This window comes from Embleya sp. NPDC025285 (assembly GCF_055558835.1).
Map to the genome: position 1 here is coordinate 48,348 of NZ_JBVHLU010000043.1, position 22,395 is coordinate 70,742.

Here is a 22,395-nt window from a genome sequence, read left to right on the forward strand (position 1 = left end):
GGTCGCCAACGCCCTGCGCGACGCCGTCCGCAAGGCCCGCCCAAACTGCCGGGACGAGCAGCCGTGTCGTGGGACGTGGTCCGCCGGCCACGGCGGGAGGGGCACGGTCAGCCGTGTGCGGGCGATGGCAGGCGCGGGTGTCCGGCCACATCCCCGCCGTGGCGAACGTCCCCTGGTCGCAGGCCGCCAACGACGACGGAACCTTCCACCCGGCGCAGGAGCAGCGCACGCTGTTACGAACGGGCAGAGCGTCGAGTTCGAGCACGAGATGACCGCCCCATGCCTGCCGGATCGGGGAGCTTTCGGCGCACACCCGGCGCGCGCCGACCGAGCTGCTCGGGCATCTGCACGTCGAGAAATACGACGGCCCGCGGCCAGAGCACGGCTCGCCGATCCCGGCGCCGGCGCCGGGATCAACGCCGTTGGCGATGGGCCCCGAGGAGCCATCGGCCGGGGCGGTGTCGCAACGAGATCGCAGCGCCCTCATTTCGGCTCGCTTTCGTCTCGCGAACATCCGTTCGTTCGGGCGTGGGACAGGGCCCGTAGGGACAAGGATCGATCCGACCCGTTTTCCCAGTGACCCTGTGGAGGACCACTGTGCGCAAGAGGCTGATCGTCTCTGCCGCCGCCGGCGCGCTCGCCATGCTCCTGTCCGTCCCCGCCTCCGCCGCCAACGTCGGCGCGGGAGCGGCGGGCATCGGCGACCCCTATTACCCGTACGCCGGCAACGGCGGCTATGACGTCTCGCACTACGACATCCGGCTCAAGTACCAGCCCGCCACCGACGAGTTAGAGGGCACCACCACCATCCTGGCCACCGCCACCCAGAACCTCACCCGCTTCAACCTCGACTTCGTGCTCAAGGTGAAGGAGGTGCTGGTCAACGGCCGCGTCGCCAAGTTCGCAGGCACCGGTGAGCATGAACTGGAGGTCACCCCCGCCCGGGTGATCACCAAGGGCGGCCCGATCACCGTCGTCGTCCGCTACGCCGACAAGCCCGGTGAGGTCGAGCGCGGAGGCCAGTCGGCATGGCTGCGCACTCCCGACGGCGGCGTCGCCGCCAACGAGCCGGAGAGCGCGGCCTGGTGGTACCCGAGCAACGACCACCCGACCGACAAGGCCACCTTCGACGTCTCCGTACTGGTGCCCGACGGCACCCAGGTGGTCAGCAACGGCACCTCGACCCAGAGCTCGCGGGCCGGCTGGACCCGCTACAACTACCGGCAGAACAAGCCGCAGGCCACCTACCTGGCCACGCTGGCGATCGGCAGGTTCGACATCCGCACCGACACCACCCCGGGCGGCCTGCCCGTGATCACCGCGTACAGCAAGGACCTCGGCGACAACGCCGGTGCGGCACAGGCCAGTGTCGAGCGCACCGGTGAGTTGGTCGACTGGCTGAGCGGCTACTTCGGCGCGTACCCGTTCGGCACGGTCGGCGGCTACGTGCCCAACGTCCCCACCGGGTACGCGCTGGAGACCCAGGGGCAGATCTTCTACAGCCCCGCGCAGTTCGCCCGGGGCGTCAACACCTCCGTCGTGGTACACGAGTTGGCCCACCAGTGGTACGGGGACAGCGTGTCCGTGCAGCGCTGGAGCGACATCTGGCTCAACGAGGGCTTCGCCCGGTATTCGCAGTGGTTGTGGTCCGAGCACGAGAACGAGGGTACGGCCCAGGAGTTGGCCGACTACGTCTACAACCTCTACCCGGCCAACCACGCGTTCTGGACCGTCAAGCCCGGTGACCCGGGTGCGGACCATCAGTTCGACATCGCGGTCTACGACCGGGGCGCGGTGGCGGTGCAGGCGCTGCGCAACGCCGTCGGTGACGAGAAGTTCTTCCGGATCCTCAAGGGGTGGCCGACCGAGCGCAAGTACGGCAACGCCACCATCCAGCAGTTCCAGGCGTACGCGGAGCGGATCTCCGGCAAGCCGCTGGGCGAGTTGTTGAACACCTGGCTGTTCACGCCGGCGAAGCCCGCGGCGGGCTCGGCCGGTGCGGCGGCGGCGCCGAGCCCGGCGAAGTCGAGTGTCACGGCGGACGTACTGCCGGAGCCGAAGTCCTGGAAGAAGATCCAGGAGACCAACACCGTGCACGCGCACGAGGATTGATGAGCCGTCCGCTCTGAACCCCGAACGGCCCGGCCATCCGCAGGTGAAGCGGACGGCCGGGCCGTTCGCCGTGCCCAGCCCCGGGGGATCCGGGCTGCGGCGTGGCTCAACTTTCTTATTACGCAAGGGAATCGCGTCAACACGAAGCGGAAGAGGACGGACGAGCCGACAGTCAGAGCGAGTTGCAGCTCATCGGCGGCCCGCAGGACGCCCAGGGCCCAGCCGAGGCGCCCGGCAGGCCGGGATGCAGGCCGAACCCGAGACGCCGACCGGCCATGCTGCGGACGCCGGCGCCGGCATCGGTATCGGCGTTGACATCGGCGTCGACATCGGCGGTGGTGCGACGGCCCGGCTGCAGCGATGAGACCAACCGAGAGCAGATCGCGCGTTTTGCCCCACCGCTCACGACCCGCCCCCGGCCCCGACCGCGCGTTCCTCGTCCGGGTGCCGCCACAGGCCCTCCGCGGCCAGCCTCGGCAGCACCCCCTCCCCGAACCAGTACGCCTCCTCCAGGTGCGGATAGCCGGAGAGCACGAACTCCTCGATCCCCAACGCCGCGTACTCCTTGATCAGTTCGACGACCTCGGCGTGGCTGCCGACCAGCGCCGTGCCCGCGCCCCCGCGCACCAGCCCGATTCCGGCCCACAGATGGGGATGGATCTCCAAACCGTCCCGACTGCCGCCCCCGTGCAATGCCAGCATCCGTCGCTGCCCCTCCGACTCGCTGCGGGCCAGCCCCGCCTGTACGGATCTCACCGTTTCGGGATCGAAGCCGGCCAACAGCCGCTCCGCCTCCGCCCACGCCTGGGCCGAGGTGTCGCGGGTGATCACGTGCAGGCGGATGCCGAAGCGCAGCACGCGGCCGTGTTCCGCCGCCAGCCCGCGGATCCACGCGATCTTCTCCGCGACCCGGGCCGGCGGCTCGCCCCAGGTGAGGTACACGTCCACGTGTCGTGCCGCGACCTCTCCGGCGACGGCCGAGGAACCGCCGAAGTACACCTCTGGCACCGGATCGGGGACCCGGGCCAGCGTCGCGGCCTCGACCCGGAGGTGGTCGCCACGCACGTCCACGGTCTTGCCCTCCCACAGGCCGCGCACGATCTCCAGGAACTCACCGGTACGCCGGTAGCGGGCGTCCTTGTCGAGGAAGTCGCCGTAGGCGCGCTGCTCTTGGCTCTCGCCTCCGGTGACGACGTTGAGCAACAGCCGTCCACGGGTGTGGCGTTGGAAGGTGGAGGCCATCTGCGCGGCCAGTGTCGGCGAAACGAAGCCGGGCCGGAACGCGACCAGGAACTTCAGCCGTTCACTGTGCTGGGCGACCATCGCGGTGGTCAACCAGGCGTCCTCGCACCAGGCGCCGGTGGGCGTGAGCGCACCGACGAAGCCGAGATCCTCGGCGGCACGGGCAATCTGACTCAGGTATGCGACCGTCGGCGGCCGATCCCGCCCGGAGGTGGTGACCGGGGCTCCGTGGCCGCCGCCGACGACATGCCGGCTGTCGCCGTTGGTGGGCAGGAACCAGTGAAAGGTGAGGGACACGGGAAGACTCCGCTTGGATCGTCGGCACATTGAGGGCGTTGTACGTGCGGCGCCGGGACACCTTGTCGACGCGGCCGACCGCCGAGGACCACAGCGTCCACACCCCGTCGAGGCGACGCTCCCGCTCCCGGTGAGGCGCCGGCCGAGATCGTCCCGGTCGTCGTGAAAGCTCAGGCCCGCGGAGTCGAAGCCCGCGCTCGCGAAGCTGCGGCCGTCGGCAGGCGCGGACCCGCGGAACTCCCGTTGCGGATACCGCCGATTGCGGGTGCTCCCGAAATCTTCGGCACGCCGATGTCATCGAACGCGACGAACGCACCGAAAACGACGAATGCACCGGACACACCGGACCGGCCGGGCACGCCAGACGCCGGGTTCAGGCGCTGCGGCTGCGGTGATTGCCCGACAACCGCCGTCCACCGGTGGACGTGAGCACGGGAGGCGGGCCTACGGGGTCGAACCCGGAATCAGGCCTCGGCGCAACAGAAGGCACTGGAGACACGCGAGAGGTCGACATGGCGTCGCCGCGTGAGCACCAATCGCGTCTGCATGCCGCCGATGCTCGCAGTCGATACCAACGATCGTCAAGATCCAACCCGTGCCACCAACCGCAATACACCAGCCGGAAAGCCCCCGACCCAAGAGCGCGGCACAGCGCGTCCCCGGCCCGCGTGGTCAGGCCGCGGCGCGGCGCGTCCCGCTCCGTACCCGTCCGCCCTGAAGCGCCGCCCGAAGTGTCGGTCCCAGCACGCGTCGCACGTCGGCCGGGGACAGCCGTTTCGCAGCCGGCAGCGGTTGCAGGTACCGCGTGAAGATCAGTCCGCCGATCACCGTGACGACGGCGGTCGCGCGCTCGGTCGCGTCCGTCCCGCCGAGATATTCAGCAATCTGGGGGAGTACCTCGCCATCGAGGTACTCCCGCAGGACTGCCATCACGTCCTCGTCCCGCAGTGCGTCGCGGTTGACCACCGTGGCGTCCCACAGATCCGTGACGGCCTCCAGGATCCTGTCGGCGACGCCCGCCGGGTCACCGTGCAGCGCCTCGGTGAGCCCCAACGACTGGGCGCACTGCAACTCCGTGACCTCGCCGAACAGCCGTTGTTTCGACCCGAAGTGGTACTTGATGAGCGCCTGGTCCACGCCGGCCGCCGCGGCGATGGCTCGCAGGGTCGTACGGCGGTATCCGTGCTCGAGGAACAGGCCGCGCGCGGCTTCGGCGATGAGCGCTCTGGTCGGCGGGTTGCCCCGTGGACGGCCCCGAGATTTATTCATCGTCTTTGAATACCACGCCTTCGCCCCGGCAGAGTCGGCGTCTGTCGAGCCCCGGGGACGTCCGGGGCGGGAAACAAGGAGCGAACACATGCGCATCACCGTCTTCGGCGCCACCGGCCCGACCGGCCGTCAACTCACCGACCAGGCCCTCGCCGCCGGCCACCTCGTCACCGCCGTCTCCCGGCGAGCCGACGCCCTGGCCCCTCGCACGGGCCTCACCGTCGCCGGCGTGGACGTGGCCGACGCGCACGCCGTCGCCGCGGCGGTCGCGGGCAGCGACGCGGTGGTGTCGGCGCTGGGAGTGCCACCGACCCGGGAGTCGGTCACGGTCTACTCGGACGGCGTACGGAACATCTTCGCGGGCATGGAACAGCACGGCGTCAAGCGCTTCTTGGCGGTCAGCTCCAGCGTGACGGACCCCGCCTGGCGGCCCACCGGCGAGCACTTCTTCAACCTCGTCATGGACCCTCTGGTCAATCGCAGGATCGCGAAGACGGCGCACGACGACATGCGCCGCATGGAGGCGCTGATGAGGACAAGCGATCTGGACTGGACGATCGTGCGTCCGGGCGGGCTCTTCGAGCACCACGAGGTGACGAACTTCGAAGTCGGCGAGGACAGCGTCGACGGGCTCTACACCGCACGGACCGATCTCGCCGCCGCCATGCTGAGCCAACTGGAGGATGATCGGTTCATCGGGAAGGCCATGGGAGTGGCGACCCGGGACGTCCCGATGAGCATCCCCAGGTTGATCCTGCGCCAGGTCAAGGCGGAGAAGAAGGCCAAGGCAGAGGCGAAGGCCAAGGCACAGGCGAAGGCCGACACGCGCAAGAACGCCAACGCACTGCAGAAGGCGGGGAAGTGAACCCGTCCGCCGAGGCCCTGTTGGCGTCGCCGAGTGTCGGGACGCTGACGACACTTCGTCCCGACGGCTCGCCGCACGTGGTGGTCGTCCGCTTCACCTGGGACGGCACGTCGGGACTGGTCCGAGTCCTGACGATCGGCACGACACGCAAGGCACGGAACGTGTCGGCCGCCCCGGGAAGCCGGGCCGCGATCTGCCGGCCGGCAGGCTTCCGGTGGATCACCTTGGAAGGCCCCGCGACGCTGTCCGCCGATCCGCGGCGAGTCGACGAAGGCGTCCGCCGCTACACCGTCCGGTACGGCTCTCCGCCGCCCGATCCGCCGGGCCGCGTGGTCCTCGAGATCGCGGTCGACCGCGTGTTGGGGACCCATTAGCGTCCACCGCTACGCCACGACCGGCTTTGGGGCCCGAGCGGGCGGTGTGGGCCCGCAGGTGGCGGGTGCTGCCGTCGTGGCCGCCCGGGGTTGCCCGACGGGGTTGCCCGACGCGAGTGCCGAGCGCGAGTGCGAGCGTGGGCGACGCGGAGACCGCCGAGGTCAAGCCGGGCCGCGCAGCATGGGGAGCAGGACGTCGTCGACGACGGACACCACGAATTCGTCGGTGAGTTCCGCAGGTGCGCTCAGGTTTTGGTAGGTGATCATGGCCGGGCCGACGCGGGCGGCGAGGGGGGTCGCGGAACCGGGGCGGGTGTCGCCGCGTTCTTCCGCCGCGCGCAGGGTCTGCAGCATCAGGCGCCGGGTCGGCTCGGAGATGCGTTCGCGCACCATCGCGTGTGTGGCCTCGGACTGCTGCTTGACCGTCTGTAGCGCCGTGTCGGCGCTGATCGTGCACGCGCTGTGCAAGAAGCGCAGGATCGCGATCAGGTCGGATCGCAGGTCGCCGGCGAGCGGGATGTCGTCGGCCGAGGGCAGCCGGTCGCGCAGCGCGTCGACGAGCAGGGCGTCCTTGTCGGGCCAGCGCCGGTACAGCGGGGCCTTGCCGGTTCGCGCGGCGGCGGCGACGCCGTCCATCGTCAGGCCCGCGTAGCCGACCTCGCGCAGTTGCTCGAAGGTCGCCTGGTAGATGGCCTGTTGGAGCTCGCGGCCGCGCCGTCGGGTGGGTGACGCCGCGGCGTGGCGGGGTTCTCCGGTGGGGGATTCCAACGCGGTCACCTTTCTCGTCTGCGGACTCCAGTATCCCCAATCCCTTGTAAGAGACTATCTGGTCTCCTATAGTCCTCATAGGAGACTGGATAGTCTCTTAAATTCCCCTGTCCCGAACTGCGGAGCTCAGCCATGCCCTCTACCACCGCGTCCGACGGGTCCAGCGCATCCCGCGCATCCGAGGCGCCATCCGATGCGCGGGCCGGGTCTTCACCCGGGTCTTCACCCGGGACTCCCGGCGGCCCACCCGGGCCCGGAGCCCGCGGGGTCGGCCTCGTACTCGCGGTCGTCACCGGCTCGATGCTGCTCATCGGCATCGACGTCACCGTGGTCAACCTCGCACTGCCCGACATGGGCTCCGCCCTCGACCTCTCGCCGACCGCGTCATCGTGGGTACTCAACGCGTACACGCTCGCCTTCGGCGGCCTGCTCCTGCTCGGCGGGCGGCTCGGGGACGCATTCGGGCGCCGCCGGACGTTCCTCGCCGGCGTTCTGCTGTTCACCGCGGCCTCGCTGCTCGCGGGCCTCGCACCGTGGGCCTGGTGGCTGGTCGGCGCCCGTGTCCTGCAAGGCGTCGGCGGCGCGCTCGTCGGACCCAGCACGATGGCCCTCATCGTCAGCACGTTCGAAGGACCCGCACGGGCGCGCGCCCTGTCGTGGTACTCGGCGGTCCTCGGCGGCGGCGCGTCCGTCGGCCTCATCCTCGGCGGCGTGCTCACCCAACTCGCCTCGTGGCGCTGGGTCTTCCTCGTCAACGTGCCGCTCGGCGCGATCCTCGTCGCGCTCGCCATGCGCGTCGTCCGCGAGCCGGAGCGGCCCGCCCCGGCCGTCCGCCCACGCTTCGACCTCGCCGGCGCGCTGATCGGCACCGCCGGAATCACCGCCCTGGTGTACGCCTTCATCCGCGCGGCGTCCGACGGCTGGCGCGACGGCCGTACCATCGCGGGCCTCGTCGCCGCAGTCGTGCTCCTGCCCGCGTTCGGGCTGGTCGAGCGGCGCGCCGCCGAGCCCGTCCTACCGCTGCGCCTGGCCGTGTCCGGCACCCTGGCCCGGGTACTGCCCATCGTCGCGTTCTATTCGGCCGCGATGTTCAGCGTGCTCTTCATGCTCGGCCGGTACTTCCAGGAAGGGCGGGGCTTCAGCCCCGTCGAGAGCGGCCTGGCCTTCCTGCCCCTGATGGCCGCCCAGTTCACGATGGCCAGGCTCGCGCCCGCGCTCGCCCGGCGCGTGGGCACCGCGTTGCCGGTGGTGGTCGGCGCGCTCGCCTGCACCACCGGGCTTGCGTGGCTTGCCCACCTCGGGGACGCCACCGAGTACCCGACGGGCGTCCTCGGACCGGTGATACTCATCGGAGCAGGTGCCGGAATCGCCATGACGCCGCTGAACATCTACGGCCTGTCGGGCGTCGCCGCGCACGAATCGGGCGCGGCGTCGGGGCTGTTGCAGACCACGCAGTGGATGGGCGGCACCCTGGGCCTGGCGGTGTGGGTAACCGTGTTCGGCACCGCGACGCGCGGGGCACCCCCCACGCAGAGCGCCGAACACGTCCTCACCCACGGTGTCGCGACCGCGTTCGCCGCCGCCGCGATCAGCGCCGGACTCGCCGCCGCCACGGCACTCACACTCTTCCGCCCGGCACGCCCGACGCAACCGGATGAGACGAGGCGCGCCCGACTCCCCGCAGAGCGGACGACATAGCGGCGGAGCCATCCCTTCTTCCGAGTCGCGAAGGACGACTCGGCCATGGCGTCCGTGTCTCACGAAGTCGACTGGGAGATCCTCGTATACGGGTGGGAGCGAGAAGCCGTCGTGCTCTCGTGGTTACGGCGCCCGCGCCGGGAGCAACGGTTGCACAGCCGTTCGGTGGCGATCATGACGGCCCCGGCGAAAGGAATACCCGGTCTGCGGGGCCGTTGACCGGCGGAGGCGGACCGCCGATCGAACGCCGCCCACCGCTCGGGGTGGGATTCGCGGTCGCCCGACGAGGGCCCCACCCCGCCGCCGGCCACCTCGGTGCCGCTCTCGCCGGTGCGCAGCCGCGCCTCGATCAGGTCCACCGGCGGCGCGGCTTTCACACGCCGGGGCCGACGTGTGAAAGCCGCGCCCCAAAAGCGATGGCATCGCCGACCCGGGACCGAGCCACGGAACCGGCCGACCACGCCGGGTTCACCGCCGCCACCGGCGTCCCCGTGTACTTCTGCGACCCCAAGAGCCATGGCAGCGCCGCTCGACGAGAACACGAACGGCCTGCTCCGCCAATACTTCCCCAAGACACCGACCAGTCTCTCGGGTCACACACAGGTCCAACCCGACAGCACCGCCCTGCGACCCGATATCCGGCCACGCAAGAAACTCGAGTACGCAACGCCCGCCGACACCGTCGATTGGCCGATTGCGGCGACCGGTCGAACTCACCGCCGCCTATTTCGGGAAGGATTTCACCATCTCCGGTTCGCGGACGCGGTGTCCGAGTTCCTTCAGCCTGGCGTGCTCGTCCACGCAGGACGCCTCGTCGATGCTCTCGTGCTCTCGTGCTCTCGTGCTCTCGTGCTCGCGCTCCCGGACCCGGGTCGGAGGGTCTCCGGGAGCACATCGAGTTCTCGCGCGGCCTTTGCGAATGGGCCGAGGAACGGACTTTCAGCGTGCAGTCCTGGAGCGATCTCAGTAGAGTACGGCTCCGATCGAACGACATCGAACGATGACGTGGCGAGTGCCCGCGCTCAGCGGTCGGCCCCTTCCAAGGAAGAGCCACCGGACGAGGAAGTACGCCGGGCGGCCACGGCAACAGGCCCTCACGTTTCGAGCGATGGCCATCGGCCGTCCCGGACGGTTGCCCCGTCGCCACTCACGCGCCCGTCGGACGACGGCGCGTTGTCACACATCAGGGAAGTCTCTTGAACCACCCCACACCCGCTCCCCAACGTCGATGCGGGCCATGGGCCACGGCGTTCGGCTCGTCGAGGGCACTGGTCCAGGCGGAGGAAGCCCTGCGCCGGCAGGCCGTCGAGCGGCGCGATCTCGCTCCGATAGTGCGCTTCGCGTCCGTCTACGGCTCGGGTCCGGACGCGGCCACGCACGCCAGAGGGTTCGGCATCGACCCCGAAAACCCCTACGCCGCCGATGGTTCGGCCAACTACATCGACGCGAACTTCACCGACGGCGGTCTGGTCTACGGCATCTACCGTCCCGTGCAGGGGCTCGCGGCCGAGGGCACCGGGCCCGGAAACGGGCAAGAACTCGCGAACACGACCCTGTACCCGTACCCGTTCGTCAGGGTGGATCCGACCACGGTCCCGCTGTCCGAGTTGGGACTCGACATCACAGGTATCGACCGCCGCTTCGTCCACTTCTGCGCAGGCCCTCTCGGTGTCGAAGCCGCGGATGACATCGCCATGCTGCGGCAGACATTCCCCACGGCGTGGCCCGACTACCGAAACGTCGTTGACACCGGCCTCCGGCACGTCTTCCGCGAACGCCCGCTCTCGGTCCGGCAGTGGTACGACCTGACGTACATCCCGTTCGACACCGACGATCAACTCGCCCTCTACATAGCCCAGGTGATCACATACCTGTTCGGTGACAACGATCGCATCCCTGTTGCCCCAGGCCGTTGACATCGACCGATGGCAGCCCGCCCCGCACGCGATGCGCGCCTTGAACCGCACCGCACCGCGCCGCCCGTGTACGCCACCACCCCGGACCTCGCCGAACACGGCCCCGCCCACCGGGTCCGCATCCGCGCCCGACGCGTCGTCGACGAGACCGTCGGCGAAACCGAGTGCCTCGAGCAGGAGCAGCCCGGCCCGGTGCGAGGACGCGTCCGGGCCACCAAGGCCACCACACCCGGCTCGGCGCCGCCCTCCACCGCGCCCTGCGCCAACCAGGCGACCGCGCGGCGCGTGCGCCGGGGACCGCCGACCGGGAGCCGTAGGGTCGGGCGCATGGCGCCAACCGGTGGATTCGGCGACGAGCACGGTCCCGAACGGCTTGTCGCGTTGTCCGACGGCGTCTTCGCGATCGCGATGACGCTGCTCGTCCTCGACATCTCGATCCCACCGGACCTGGGGGCCGCGGGGTTCCGCCACGCGTTGGGCGAACTACCACCCAAGATCGCCGCGTACGCCCTCAGCTTCCTCATCATCGGGGCCTTCTGGCTCGACCACCGGCGCGCCCTGCTGGGCATGCGCTCGGTCGACCTCCCGTTCACCGCGGTCACCCTGGCCGGGCTCGGTGTGACCGCGTTCGTGCCCTTCCCGACCTCACTGCTGTCCGAATACGGCTCCATGCCGGCGTCGATCGCCATCTACGCCGCAACCATCGCGGCCATGGACCTCACCCAGATCGCCCTGGTCCTGCTCCGGGCCCGCCATCCCGAACGCGACCGCACGCCGCTTCCCCCCGCCCTCGCCAGGGCCTGGATCATCGACCTCGCCACCACGGTCGTGGTCTTCCTGGTGACGATCCCGCTCGCATGGCCCCTCGGCGGGGACGCCATGTGGATCTGGCTGGTATTGATCCCACTCAAGGGCGCGACCGGCCGCTCACGCACCGCGGCATCCCGAAAGACCCCGGAAACCGACAGTCGCTGAGCCCCTCGTGCGGTCCTCGACCGGGGCACCCCGCACAACTCCACCAGTGTGATTCCGGGGGTGTGATGGGGTGTTGTGGGTTGGGGTGTTACAGGCAAGTGGGGTGAGAACCTTTCGGCGCCGTGTTCTTCCCGCAGAGCCGGCAGCACCATGTCGCCTCCTCCGGTACACCCGGGCCGAAGATCAGGCGGCCCGGGGGCGGCGGGATGGAGGCAAGGGGCAACTCTGGCCGCCGCGCCCCGAGGGGGAGTGTGCTCGACCGACGTCGCCGAGTCCTGGGACAGCCACTCCGGCGTCGTCCCCGGCGACGACCCGGATGGCGGCTCGGAGACGGGTGCCGGTGCGGACGCGGCGGGTCCCGGCGCCCGCTCGGGGCGCGGTCCCGGGAGTGGCCCGCTCAGCAGTCACCTTGATCGCCTGGGGCGGAGGCATTGCCTGCGCGAGGCTGCGCGCAAGCGGCAGCAGCCCGGCCGTGTTGGGGCCGACCCAGGTGTATCGAATCCTCACCGCTGCCGGCCAGTGACTCCACGAGAGCCTCGGGTCCGGCCCCCTGTTCTCCCGGTGCGTGCGGGGAAGTACAGCGTCGGCGTCGTGGTCGGGGTCCTGCTCGCGGCCGGATGTGGGGACGAGACGCCGTCGAACGGGGCCGTCGAGACCCCCGGCCGCGGCGGCGGTGGTCGCGTCGGGTGAGGACAACACGCGGCTCGACGACGCCGCGCTGAAGGCGAGGATCCAGATGGCGGGAACCGGGATCCCGACCGTGCGCGGCGTCGGCCAGGTCCTGTCGTCGCACGACGAGAAGCCCGTCGGCTTCGACATTCGCTACAACCACAGCCGCAGGAGCTACATCGGCTCGATGACCTACGACGGGCATCGGCTGGAACTGCGTCGGGTCCGCTCGTACTTCTACCTCAAGGGCTCCGCCGACTACTGGACGGCCGCCGGGAAGCGCGCCGACCCGAAGGCCGCAGCCGGGCTCCACGACAAGTACGTCCGGATCGAGGCGGACAACTCACGCTTCGAGGAGATCACCGAGATCGCGGAGTACGACGACGTCGCAATGGTTGTCTCGGACTGGCGTTCCGCACTCCAAGGACGCTCGGAGGAGATCGTCGGCAGCACGCGCACGATCGCGCTGCCGGAGCGCGGCGGGACGCAGTTGTACGTGCCCGCCACGGGCAACCCGATGCCGATCCGGCTGAGGATCCCGGGCGAGGGCATTGTCGACTGGTCCGAAATCGGCAAGCCGGTCGACGTCACCGCGCCGCCCGCGGCAGAGACTGTCGACCTCCCACGCTTGGCCACCGACTGATCCGCCCGTGCGTCGGCGCGGTGGTGGCGACAGGGAGCGCGGCAGGACGTGGCACGTGCATGGGCCGCACGGGATTTCCCGGAGTCGTGGGTGGTCCCCAGGGGCGCGGGGTCAGGAGACGAGGGGGTTTGTCGAGGCAAGCAATCGAGGGCAAGCAGGGGTGAGCCGGCGGACGATCGGCAAGGCGATCGATTCCGCCTGAACAGAAGCCGCGCATGCAACCGCCGCAGCGGGCGATGCTGGCGGGTGCGTACAGGCCGCTGGTCGACGCGATGTCGAGGGCAGCTGGAGGCGCAGCGCAAGCAGCGGCACACCGTGAAACGGATCTTCGAGCGGTTTTGCACCGTGGGTCGAGGACAGCGGTTCGGGGCCTGCACAGGTGCGGGTACTTGAGTACGCGTACTCTGCTCCGCGCCGTGGACCGCTCCTAGGTTGGTTCGAAGTCGACGCGATCACGACGTCGACGCGACCTGGGGGAGAGACATGCTGCGGGCAGGAATCGGCCGTCTGAACATATTCGGCTCGGCCGTCGTGGCCACGGCGGCGCTGACACTCGTCACCGGGTGCGCGCGTGCGGACGAGGACGTGCGTGCCGTCGGGGCGCCGGGCAACGGCGGCGGGGTGTCCCGGCCGGACGCCGACGCCTCGCGCGGCGCCACGCCGGGCCTGACGGTGAACGACACGGAGGCGCGGCTGAGTTACGTACTGCCGTCCGGATGGACGGTCATGCCCGAGGACGACCCGGATGTGGTGACGTCCGGTGCACTGGCCGGCGGGGAGTGGCAGCCGTCGGACGGCGCGGGCAAGCCCGCCGACGCGGCGCACTTCTATGTGATCGCGATCGACGGGGAAGCGCTCCCGGGGTTCGGCGGCAGCAACCGGAACGCGGCCAAGACCTTCACGAACATCATCGTCTGCCCGGACGCGTACGAGGGCAGACTGATCACGGACACCGCGGCCACCGAGGTCGACGGCCACGACGCCTGGTACTCCGAGGGCGAGTGCGTCCTCCCGGACACCGATGGGCCGCCGCTCCGCATTCGCGCCACGTACATCGACACCGGCGGCGACGCTGTCCTCGTCACGGGCGGTGCGAGCTCGCCCGCGCGACGGGACGAGATCGACAGGATCATCGAAAGCCTGCGGATCCAATAGGCCGACGCCGTGAAAAGGCCTCGAAGGGCGGAGCCGAACGCCAAGGCCGACCTGTGGGACGCGGCCGGCGAAGCCCGTCGCGTCGGGACCGTCCGTGCGGCTGTCGACGATCCGCACGGAGGCCGCGTACGCAATTGCGGGCGTCAGGACCAGGACGAAGGCGCCCCGCTCTTCCAATGCGGCGAGCAGACACCGTCCCGTGGAGTGGGTGCGCACAGCATGGCGGTGGTGAACCAAGACGACCGCCACACCGGCCGCCGCGATGTGTTCCGTGATTCCTTATGCGACGCCGACCACGCTTTCCCGGCGCGGGACTCCACGCTGGAGGAGCCGATGAACGCGCCTGGCTAAGAGCGACCGGCAGTAGGCCGTGCACTGATGGGAAACTGAGTGGGTCGCGACGACGCGAGATAGGGGCTCACATGATCACGGGAGTGTTGACGTTCTGTGACTGCGAGGGACCTCTTACCCGTGTTGCGTCATCTCTGTTCGGAGCGCGCCATCTCACTTCTCGGCGGCAGCATGATTGACGTCCTCATGAAACGATCAATTGACCGATCACCGGCCTCGGCGCCCCGTGTCCTGCTCCACGGCCCAGGTCCGCAGCCGGGCTACGGCCTCTTCCCGTGACAGCGGGCCGCGTTCGAGATGCAGATCTTGTAGATGGCGAGTGGCCGCACCGATCAGTGGGCCCGGAGGTAGGCCGAGCAGCTCCATGATCGCCTTACCGTCCAGAGCCACCGGAACGTTTGGGAGCCTCCTGTATTTCTCGAACAGTCGACGCCTGGGGCGACGTCGAAGCTGCTCCCGGGCCGCGCTGCGGTCGACGCGCAACAATCGGCGAATCAGTCATGGTGCGCGGGGACTGCATCGTCACTGCCAAGGGTGACCACACACTTGCCGAGCATCCGGCTGTCGTCCGCTCGCCAGAACGGCGCGCGACCCGAACCGACCGGCCACATGGCGAACCACCGGCCCTCCTCAGACAGCAAATACCTTCATGACAGGAGGTTCGCAGGTTGTGTGTCGACCTGCCGGGTGTGGGGCCTACCGTGGACATGTGGCCGCTGAGCCCGTGATGCCTCTCTGTCGGTGCAGTACAGCAGCCGCCGTGAGGGCAACTCAGGCTGTGTGCGGTGGACTTCGAATGACCGCCGGACGAGGCGCAGGCGGACCAGTGCCTCGGGGTGCATTCACCACCGCGGGCACCAGGTGCTCCGCACCGCCGGGGCGCCGGCCGTGCGCCGTCGCCCGTCCAGATCCGCCTCGCCGTCCTGTGGCCAGCCAAGATCCGGCATCGAACCGAGAAGAGCCCGTCAGGGCATCCAGGGACCCGTCGGGGTGCGCTGGTGGTCGATGTCCTCGTGAGCCTGCTTCGAATGCGGCTGGGCAGGCTGGGCGACCCCGGGCGAGGCCGGTGCGGCCAAAAGATGCTCCCGACCGAGCGCTGTGCGCAGGCTCCGACCGAGGGGCCGTTCGACACATCGCTGCAGAAGATAGGCGAGAACGATGGCACCGATGGTGACGCAAGCGATGAGGACCGGAGGCGAGAGGCGGCCGCGGAAGTGGTGGACGACGATCAGGCCCAGGACGAAGTGCGTGAGGTAGAGAGGAAACGTCATGGCCCCGGCAGTGCTGAGCCAGCGCCAGCGAATACGGGATGTCCAGCCGAGGGCGACGATCGCCACGGCAGTGTAGATCCCGGTCAGGACGACCAGGATCCAGATTTTCCTGGGCTCCCACTGGCTCCACGGGATCGCCCCCGAGGTCTTGGCAAGAGCGTAGTGGGCGCTCAATATCCAGGACATGGCCACGATGCTCCACAGAAGCGGGGTGGGCCGGAACCGATACATCAGGTAGTAGGCCATGCCCGCGATGAAGAACGGCGAGTAGATGGGGTTGACGACGAGGGTGAGGGTGGCGTCGTCGATGCCGTACGCGATGACCGAGGCAATGGTCCAAAGGCCACAGAACAGGACGACCCGCCGGTAGGTGACGCCACGCCAAACGACGACGGCGAACATGAGATAGAAGGTGAGTTCCACCCATAGCGTCCAGTAGACGGGGTCGATGTTCTCGACACCGAGCGGTTTCTGAAGCATCGTCAGGTTGGCGAGGACGGTTTCCGCGCTGGGCTTGACCAGAGGCGACTGAGGCAGGGGAAGGGAGTACAAGGCGGCTGTGGAACCGAGCACGGCGACGACGTACATCGGGTAGAGCCGACTGACCCGGGATATGAAGAACTCGCGCGGTGAGCGCCCCCAGGCGCTCATGCATATGACGAACCCGCTTATGACGAAGAACAGTTGAACGCCCAGCCGGCCGAATGCCAGCACCGCATGTCCGGTGGGCATCAGCTTCTGGTAGGGCTTTCCCCACACGTCGGCGTAGATCCCGGGGATGTCTCCGCCCAAGTGGAACAGCACAACAGCGAGTGCCGCGACGAAGCGCAGACCGTCGAGGACAGCCAGGCGTTGGCCGCCACCGTGCTGAGTCCTACCACCCGGTGCGGAGCGGTGGCGCGCCGCACGGGAGGCCTCGGCGGCCTGCGGGGTGGGGGTCGACGCCGTTGCGGCGCGGTCGAGCATGTTCATCGCTCCCGTTGATCCAGCGGTGGATTGCCCTCACGGGACATCGAAGCATTCCACGTCCGGCACGGCGGTTGGATGCCGGGGTCGGGGAGCCGTCGAGGGCGGGTGATCCGCGACTTATGCGCCTCGCGAGGCGGTGTGGCGAGTTGTTTTTCGGCCCGCTACGAAGCGGCGTTCGGGTCGACACCACGTGTCCACGGCGAGCGCTCGTGACATCGCCTGCGATGTTCACGTGTCGGTGAAGTGGGACATTCGTGGTCCCAGCGCCGAACACCTCTTTCCGCGGGAGCGCGCGCCGGAGGCATGTCGTACCGATGCACTTGTTCCGATGGCGCAGTAGGCGTGTGGCGTGGCCCGGGAATGCCCGCGTGAGTTGTGGGCGGCTCCGGCTGTGAAGCTGTGCTGTGCCCCGGATCGAGATCGGCCCGTCCCACCTCCCGGTGGAGAGTGGGACGGGCCGACGGTTACGGGTTGTTGTCAGTCCTTGTGCTCGGTCACCAGGTGCCGGGGGCGGCTCGCCATCCTTGGGAGGCTCGAGTGAGGGTGCCGTCGGCGTTGGCGAGGAGGGCGTCGAGGGTGGTGCTTCCGTCGGTCCATTCGTACATGGCGGTGAGGTCGTCGCGTCCGTCGCCGTTGTAGTCGCCGGTCACGGGCCAGGCGGCGGTGATGGTCCAAGAGCCGGGCGCGGAGCGCCAGGCGACGGTGGGGGCGGTGAAGAGTCCTCCGGGTGTCGTGGGGAAGACGCGGTATTCCGTGATGCCGCCCCCGAGGTCGTACATGGCGCCGACCTCGACGCGGTGGTCGCCGTTGTGGTCGCCGGTGGTCATTTGCACTCGGTTCCAGTCCCACGCCCCGGGTGCGGCGCGCCAGGATTCCACGGGTTGGGCGAGTTTCCCGTCGGGTCCGGCGAGGAGCGTGTGCAGGGTCACGCTGCCGTCGGACCAGCCGTACAGGGCGGCGATGTCGGTGCGTCCGTCGCTGTTGTAGTCGCCGTAGGTGTATTTGGCGGAGGCGGCGTTCCAACTGCCGGGTGCGGACTGCCAGCCGGGGACGGGAGTATCGAAGGCACCGTCGCTGCGGACGACCCACGTGTGCAGCGACGTGGTGCTGAGCGCGGGATCGACAACCTGGGCGTAGACCATGGCGACGTCGTCCTTGCCGTCGCCGTTGAAGTCGCCGGCCATGATGGTGGCGCGGTTCCAGTCCCAATTGCCTGCGGGCGTGACGTAACCGGAGACCGGGTCGGAGAAGACCCCGCCGGGCTGGGCCATGAACTTGAGCAGCGAGGTGCTGCCGTCGTTCCACACGTGCAGGGCGGCGAGGTCGTCGCGTCCGTCGCCGTCGAAGTCCCCGACGCTGAACTTGACGCGGGTCGCGTCGAAGTGGCCGGCGAGGCTGACCCACGCCTGACGGGGTGCCCCGAAGGCACCCTCGGCGTTGCCGAAGGAGATGAACAACGCGGTGGTGGACTGGCCGTAGCCGTACACGGTCAGCACGTCGGCCCGGTGGTCGCCGTCGAAGTCGCCCGAGTACTCGTTGCGTTGGGCTTGGGTGCTGTCGTTGGGCCGGTGGTCGACGGTGGCGCCGGTGGTGGCGTTCCAGCGGACGTAGCCGCCCTGGAAGTCGCTGCGGCGCCCACCCGCGACGTCGTATTCATCGCTGGTGGGGAATCCGAGCCAGCCGTTCTCCCAGCCGAGTGCGGACCATCGAGTGCGGATGTTGCCGTAGACGGCGTGGGCACCGTTGTTGGGGCTGGTGTAGATGGAGCCGTTGTCGGCGCCCGCGCCGGGGGTGCGGAAGTGGGTGTAGGTCCCGGGCTTGGCCGGGGTGTTCGCGATGTCGGTCGCGGGGAAGCCCAGCTTCCCGCGTGGGCCGCCGGTGACCTGCCAGCGGTTGTAGGTCTCGCCGTTGATGGGATGCGCTGCGCCGGTATAGCCGGTCCAGGTGACGGCGCCCGGTCCGGTGGAGATGGTTCCGGCGAAGCGGGAGATCCAGCCGATGGTGGTCCCGGCGCCGTCCTGTACGGCGTTCTCGTCGCTGACGGGATAGCCCAGCGGGCCTCGGGTGCCACCTCCGGCCAACCACGCGTTGCGGATGTTGCCCTGCGTGAACCAGGCGCCGGTGGTGGGCGACCAGTTGATCGACGCGTTCGTATTGGTGCCGCCGCCGACGGCCTGGAAGTCGGCGTACTTGCCGACGCCGTCGGGATCGATCGTGGTTCCGACGGTGGGCAGCCTCAACGGTCCGGTGGGTCCGCCGGTCGCCTTGTACTTGGCCAGGATCGGGCCACACAGGTCGAGTTTGACGTTGGCGTCCTGCGCGGACGGGAACTTCTCGCACGTGCTCCAGGGCAGTTGGTTGTCCGCGATCAGCCGCATGGGTCCGAAGGAGTTTCCGTCGGCCCCGGGGGTGATGCCGAGTGCGACATAGAGTCGTCCGTCGGTGGCCTGGGCCCACAGGTCGCCCTTGCCGTCGCCGTCGAGGTCGCCGTCGGAGTTGAGTTTGGGGTAGGCGGCGGCGTCGAGGCCGGTGCCGATGAGGGTGCGTGTGGCGGTGTTGCCGAGTGCGGTGACGTCGACGGTGCCGTCGGCGTTCTTCTTGGACGGGTATTGGTACACCTGGCCGGTGGTGCGGTCGCGTGCCCACAGGTCGGGCAGTTGGTCGCCGGTGGTGTCGCCGGGGGCGAGGAGGTCGAGGTTGTTCCAGGTGTTGCCGCTGCCGATGAGGGTGGCGTGGTCGAAGGAGGACGCGCTGCTGGTGCCGTGGAAGAGCCACAGCCGGCGGACACCGGAGGCGTCCTGTTCGAGGGTGATCAGATCCAGGCGTGCGCCGCCGGCCTCGTCGAGGTCGGCGTCGACGTTGCCGGCGGCGAGGACACCGAGGACCTGCGACCAGTCGTTCTTGTAGCCGGTGCAGGTCCTGCTCGGGAGGTTGGTGGGGTCGACGCAGCGGGTGGCCGAGGGTCGGGCGACGGTGCTGCGGCGGCCGCCGGTGGCGAAGTAGTTGCCGTCGCCGTCGGCGCCGCTGTTGCGGTAGAGATACAGCCGGCCGTCGGCGTGGGCGTAGAGGTTGTCGCGGGTGATGCCTGCGCCGCCTCGGTGGGTGAGGAGCGTCCCGGTCCAAGTCGATTGGCCGGCCGTCAGTGCGGGACCGTGGAGGGACGTGGAGGCGGTGGTGCCGCCGGCGGCGGGGTCGGTGTCGGCGGCGTACATGCGCAGCGCGCCCGTGTCGTCGACCGCGAGCAGGTCGATGCGTTGGTCGCCGGTGATGTCGCCGAGGGTGGTGGTGGCCTTGGGGTCGCTGGGTGCGTAGAACTTGTAGTCGGTGGGCTGGGAGCGGTTCCCGGCCTTGTCGACGGTCTGCGCGAAGAGGTGGTTGGTGCCCCACAGGCCGACGGGGAGATCCTTGATCTTCCAGGTCTTGTCGGTGTCGTCCCAGGTGGCACGGGCTGCGCCGCCGACGGGGATGGTGGCGTTGAGCGCGTATTCGACGGTGTCGACGCCGGAGGCGTTGTCGGTGGCGGTGAGGGTGAAGGTGCCCTTGTTGCCTGCGCTCTTGCCGCCGCCGTTTTGCGGATAGTCGACGCTGTCGACAGTGGGCACCGACGGCGGTGTGGCGTCTATCGTGAAGGTTTGGCCGTTGGTGAGAGCGGAGGCGAGGTCGCCGTCGCCGGTTTGCGCGGTCCAGCGGTAGGTGCGGCCGTCGAGAAGCTTTCCGGCGGGGATGTCGGCGCGGGCCTCGTGGCCGTTGGAGCCCTTGGAGATGAATCCGCTGGTGTAGACGACGGGGTCGCCGTTGCCGACCTCGGTGACGACGAAGTTGGCATCGAGGGTCTGGCCCGGGTCGGGATCGGTGACGGTGGCGAAGAGGCTGACACCGCCCACCGCGGGGTTGACGGCGCCGATGTAGCCGGCGTTCCCGGATGCGCCGCCGTTGACGGGTACGGGGGTCATGCGCGGGTTGGTGGGTGCGTTGGGCGGGGTGTTGTACTCGATGTAGATGTAGTTGTCGGCGGCGGTGCGGGAGAACCGCTTGAAGCCGTCGTTGCTCGTGGTCTTCGGCGATTCCTTGCCGTGGACGCTGAGGGTGAGGAACTCCCAGTTCTGGTGTGGGAGGACGTTCGAGGTGATGTCGAAGTCGACGAGGCGGTTGCCGCAGTTCGACTGGGTGCTGGAGCTGGGTACCGACGCGGTGCCCCACAGGCCCAACTCGGTGGGCTTGTTGTCCCAGTTGGTGCCGGTGGTCAGGGTGTCGTTGGTCAGGTGGAGCTCGACGGGCTGGGCGTATTGCTGCTCGCAGCTGAAGATGGCGGAGTCGACCTGGGTGGTGTTGAAGGTGACCCGTTTGATCGCTTTGCCGTTGAGCCGGCCCTGCCAGTTGTAGTCGACGCGGTAGTAGGTGCGCTCCAGACCCGTCTTGACCCGGTAGTGCTGATATCCGGCACCGGGCTGGAAGTCGGTCCGGCCGTACCCCGGGGTGTCGGGGTACGCCTCCTGGGCCCAGCCGTACATGCTGGCCCGGTCGAGCATGGGAACCCAGGCGGGGTCGATGTAGAGCGGGAAGACGGTGTCCGGCGCGCCGAGCAGGCTCGCGTCCGGGGCCAACGTGAGTGTTCCCGCGCCGACGGTGGCATCGAGGGAAGCCCGGGACGCGAGCGCTCCGGGCCGCTCCGCGGTGGAGGCCAGTTCGGCTGCCGGAACCTCACCGACAAGGGCGGTTTGCACGCTCTTCCCGGTGGCGGAGGTCTTGGGCGTCGTGCGTGAGTCCCACATCGTGGGTGTGGGCGCGGAGAATGCGACCTTGCCGTCTGTGGACTTGGCGGTGAGTGATCCGTCGTTGTTCTCGCCGACGGTGATGCCGTCGGTGGTCATCCCCAGTTTGAGGGTGGCGAGTTGGGGGTTCTTGGCGGCCCGGGCGGTCTTGACGATGAGGGTGTGGGTGAACCCGCCCTGCTCGCCGGTGACGACCTTGAGGTCTACGTCCGGCAGGACGCCCGGGTAGAGCGCGGTGTTGCCGGCGAGCATGGGTGTGGGCAATGCGGTGGGCCAAGTGAAGGCGAGCTTGCGGCCGTTGTTGGTCATCGATGCCAGGAGCTTGCCGCCGCCGGCGCCCAGGACGAGGTCGCCGGTCGTGCTCGACGGTCGGACGGTTCCGTCGGGTGACTTGGTCAGGGTGGGGTCGAGTTCGCGCCAGGTGCCGGTCTTCTTGGTCCGGGCGGGTTCGACGGTGCGCTTGAGCGCGAGGTTACCGTTGGGCAGGGCGGTGACGGTGTCGGTCTCTGTGGTCAACTCCGGTACGGGGACCGGGACTCCGGTGCGCTTGGCCTGCTCGATGGCGTTGGCCTCGGCCTGGGCCGGGGTCTGCGCCTTCACCGTGGCGGCGGTGGTCGGTGTCGTCGAGCCGGCCGGTGTACCGCTCGGGACGGGGGCGGAGTCGGTGCGGGTGACGACTGACGCGCCGGCGGTACCGACGATGCCACAGGACAGCGACAGGGCGACGAACCCGCAGACGGCCGCGGATAGTCGCGGATAGGGACGTGCGACAGGAGGCGAATGCCTCATGAGGGGTACTCCCGGGGTGTGGTGTTCGGGGTGACGCGAACGCGCATGAGTGCGCGAAACCTACCGGTTGGCCAAGCGTGCGACCAGGTGACGCAGATCACTTTCCGGAAGTCATGGTGTCGACAAGTACTTACGCCGCGATGTCCTGCCGGTGGATTGTCGCCTATGGATCCCAACGGGTGATCTGGTCCCACGGGGGACTATCGACAGGCCGTGGGAGTTGTAGTGACGAACCCCACATTCGCTTCGGGAATCCCCTT

Annotated in this window: 14 protein-coding genes; 8 read left to right on the forward strand and 6 right to left on the reverse strand. The window is 69.2% G+C overall.

What is annotated here, in order from left to right; all coding sequences use genetic code 11:
- Positions 1-597 precede the first annotated feature (597 nt).
- Positions 598-2,112: a M1 family metallopeptidase gene (locus tag ACZ4FV_RS26985; protein ID WP_465323437.1), complete on the forward strand. Its 1,515-nt coding sequence runs from the start codon at positions 598-600 to the stop codon at positions 2,110-2,112.
- A gap of 402 nt (positions 2,113-2,514) precedes the next feature.
- Here ACZ4FV_RS26985 and ACZ4FV_RS26990 read toward each other — a convergent pair whose 3' ends face one another.
- The 3 genes from ACZ4FV_RS26990 to ACZ4FV_RS27000 form a co-directional block, all read right to left on the reverse strand.
- Positions 2,515-3,651 carry an LLM class flavin-dependent oxidoreductase gene (locus tag ACZ4FV_RS26990; RefSeq protein WP_395867417.1) on the reverse strand — a complete coding sequence of 379 codons (1,137 nt, stop codon included), beginning with the start codon at positions 3,649-3,651 and terminating at the stop codon, positions 2,515-2,517.
- Positions 3,652-4,115: 464 nt separating this feature from the next.
- Entirely contained in the window at positions 4,116-4,199 is an 84-nt protein-coding gene (locus ACZ4FV_RS26995; RefSeq protein WP_395867460.1) for a putative leader peptide, read from the reverse strand.
- 124 nt (positions 4,200-4,323) lie between these two features.
- On the reverse strand, positions 4,324-4,920 hold the full coding sequence (locus ACZ4FV_RS27000; protein WP_395867420.1) for a TetR/AcrR family transcriptional regulator: 597 nt from the start codon (positions 4,918-4,920) through the stop codon (positions 4,324-4,326).
- An 88-nt stretch (positions 4,921-5,008) separates the two neighbouring features.
- On the opposite strand from ACZ4FV_RS27000, the gene ACZ4FV_RS27005 reads away from it, so the two are divergent.
- Together ACZ4FV_RS27005 and ACZ4FV_RS27010 are read left to right on the forward strand one after the other, a co-directional pair.
- Positions 5,009-5,785, forward strand: a complete 777-nt coding sequence (locus tag ACZ4FV_RS27005; protein ID WP_465323438.1) for an NAD(P)-dependent oxidoreductase — start codon at positions 5,009-5,011, stop codon at positions 5,783-5,785.
- Positions 5,782-6,159 carry a pyridoxamine 5'-phosphate oxidase family protein gene (locus ACZ4FV_RS27010; protein WP_402236889.1) on the forward strand — a complete coding sequence of 126 codons (378 nt, stop codon included), beginning with the start codon at positions 5,782-5,784 and terminating at the stop codon, positions 6,157-6,159. Before ACZ4FV_RS27005 ends, ACZ4FV_RS27010 begins: the two co-directional genes overlap by 4 nt.
- Before the next feature lie 162 nt (positions 6,160-6,321).
- Here the strand turns inward: ACZ4FV_RS27010 and ACZ4FV_RS27015 are convergent, their stop codons facing one another.
- Positions 6,322-6,936, reverse strand: a complete 615-nt coding sequence (locus ACZ4FV_RS27015; RefSeq protein ID WP_395867426.1) for a TetR/AcrR family transcriptional regulator — start codon at positions 6,934-6,936, stop codon at positions 6,322-6,324.
- 291 nt (positions 6,937-7,227) lie between these two features.
- Here ACZ4FV_RS27015 and ACZ4FV_RS27020 point away from each other — a divergent pair, with 291 nt between their 5' ends.
- From ACZ4FV_RS27020 to ACZ4FV_RS27040, 5 genes are all read left to right on the forward strand, one after another.
- Positions 7,228-8,625 (forward strand): MFS transporter, encoded by a 1,398-nt coding sequence (locus ACZ4FV_RS27020; RefSeq protein WP_465323439.1) that lies wholly within the window; start codon positions 7,228-7,230, stop codon positions 8,623-8,625.
- Between the two features lie 1,196 nt (positions 8,626-9,821).
- A complete protein-coding gene (locus ACZ4FV_RS27025) occupies positions 9,822-10,541 on the forward strand; it encodes a hypothetical protein (protein ID WP_465323440.1) in 720 nt (239 codons plus the stop codon).
- A 9-nt stretch (positions 10,542-10,550) separates the two neighbouring features.
- On the forward strand, positions 10,551-11,516 hold the full coding sequence (locus ACZ4FV_RS27030; RefSeq protein ID WP_465323441.1) for a TMEM175 family protein: 966 nt from the start codon (positions 10,551-10,553) through the stop codon (positions 11,514-11,516).
- Positions 11,517-12,252: 736 nt separating this feature from the next.
- Positions 12,253-12,828 carry a hypothetical protein gene (locus ACZ4FV_RS27035; protein WP_465323442.1) on the forward strand — a complete coding sequence of 192 codons (576 nt, stop codon included), beginning with the start codon at positions 12,253-12,255 and terminating at the stop codon, positions 12,826-12,828.
- A 483-nt stretch (positions 12,829-13,311) separates the two neighbouring features.
- Positions 13,312-13,983 carry a hypothetical protein gene (locus ACZ4FV_RS27040; protein WP_465323443.1) on the forward strand — a complete coding sequence of 224 codons (672 nt, stop codon included), beginning with the start codon at positions 13,312-13,314 and terminating at the stop codon, positions 13,981-13,983.
- Positions 13,984-15,299: 1,316 nt separating this feature from the next.
- Here ACZ4FV_RS27040 and ACZ4FV_RS27045 read toward each other — a convergent pair.
- Both ACZ4FV_RS27045 and ACZ4FV_RS27050 read right to left on the reverse strand, forming a co-directional pair.
- Positions 15,300-16,577, reverse strand: coding sequence for an acyltransferase family protein (locus tag ACZ4FV_RS27045; RefSeq protein ID WP_465323444.1), 1,278 nt, complete (start codon positions 16,575-16,577; stop codon positions 15,300-15,302).
- A 491-nt stretch (positions 16,578-17,068) separates the two neighbouring features.
- Positions 17,069-22,135, reverse strand: coding sequence for an FG-GAP-like repeat-containing protein (locus ACZ4FV_RS27050; protein ID WP_465323445.1), 5,067 nt, complete (start codon positions 22,133-22,135; stop codon positions 17,069-17,071).
- Between the last annotated feature and the right edge of the window lie 260 nt (positions 22,136-22,395).

What these genes read in the sequence shown, in the direction of transcription:
- ACZ4FV_RS26995 (WP_395867460.1), bottom strand. Translation starts at nt 4,199, where the DNA reads ATGCAGACGCGATTGGTGCTCACGCGGCGACGCCATGTCGACCTCTCG.
- ACZ4FV_RS27000 (WP_395867420.1), bottom strand. Translation starts at nt 4,920, where the DNA reads ATGAATAAATCTCGGGGCCGTCCACGGGGCAACCCGCCGACCAGAGCG.
- ACZ4FV_RS27005 (WP_465323438.1), top strand. Translation starts at nt 5,009, where the DNA reads ATGCGCATCACCGTCTTCGGCGCCACCGGCCCGACCGGCCGTCAACTC.
- ACZ4FV_RS27020 (WP_465323439.1), top strand. Translation starts at nt 7,228, where the DNA reads ATGCTGCTCATCGGCATCGACGTCACCGTGGTCAACCTCGCACTGCCC.
- ACZ4FV_RS27030 (WP_465323441.1), top strand. Translation starts at nt 10,551, where the DNA reads ATGGCAGCCCGCCCCGCACGCGATGCGCGCCTTGAACCGCACCGCACC.
- ACZ4FV_RS27035 (WP_465323442.1), top strand. Translation starts at nt 12,253, where the DNA reads ATGGCGGGAACCGGGATCCCGACCGTGCGCGGCGTCGGCCAGGTCCTG.
- ACZ4FV_RS27040 (WP_465323443.1), top strand. Translation starts at nt 13,312, where the DNA reads ATGCTGCGGGCAGGAATCGGCCGTCTGAACATATTCGGCTCGGCCGTC.
- ACZ4FV_RS27045 (WP_465323444.1), bottom strand. Translation starts at nt 16,577, where the DNA reads ATGAACATGCTCGACCGCGCCGCAACGGCGTCGACCCCCACCCCGCAG.
- ACZ4FV_RS27050 (WP_465323445.1), bottom strand. Translation starts at nt 22,135, where the DNA reads ATGAGGCATTCGCCTCCTGTCGCACGTCCCTATCCGCGACTATCCGCG.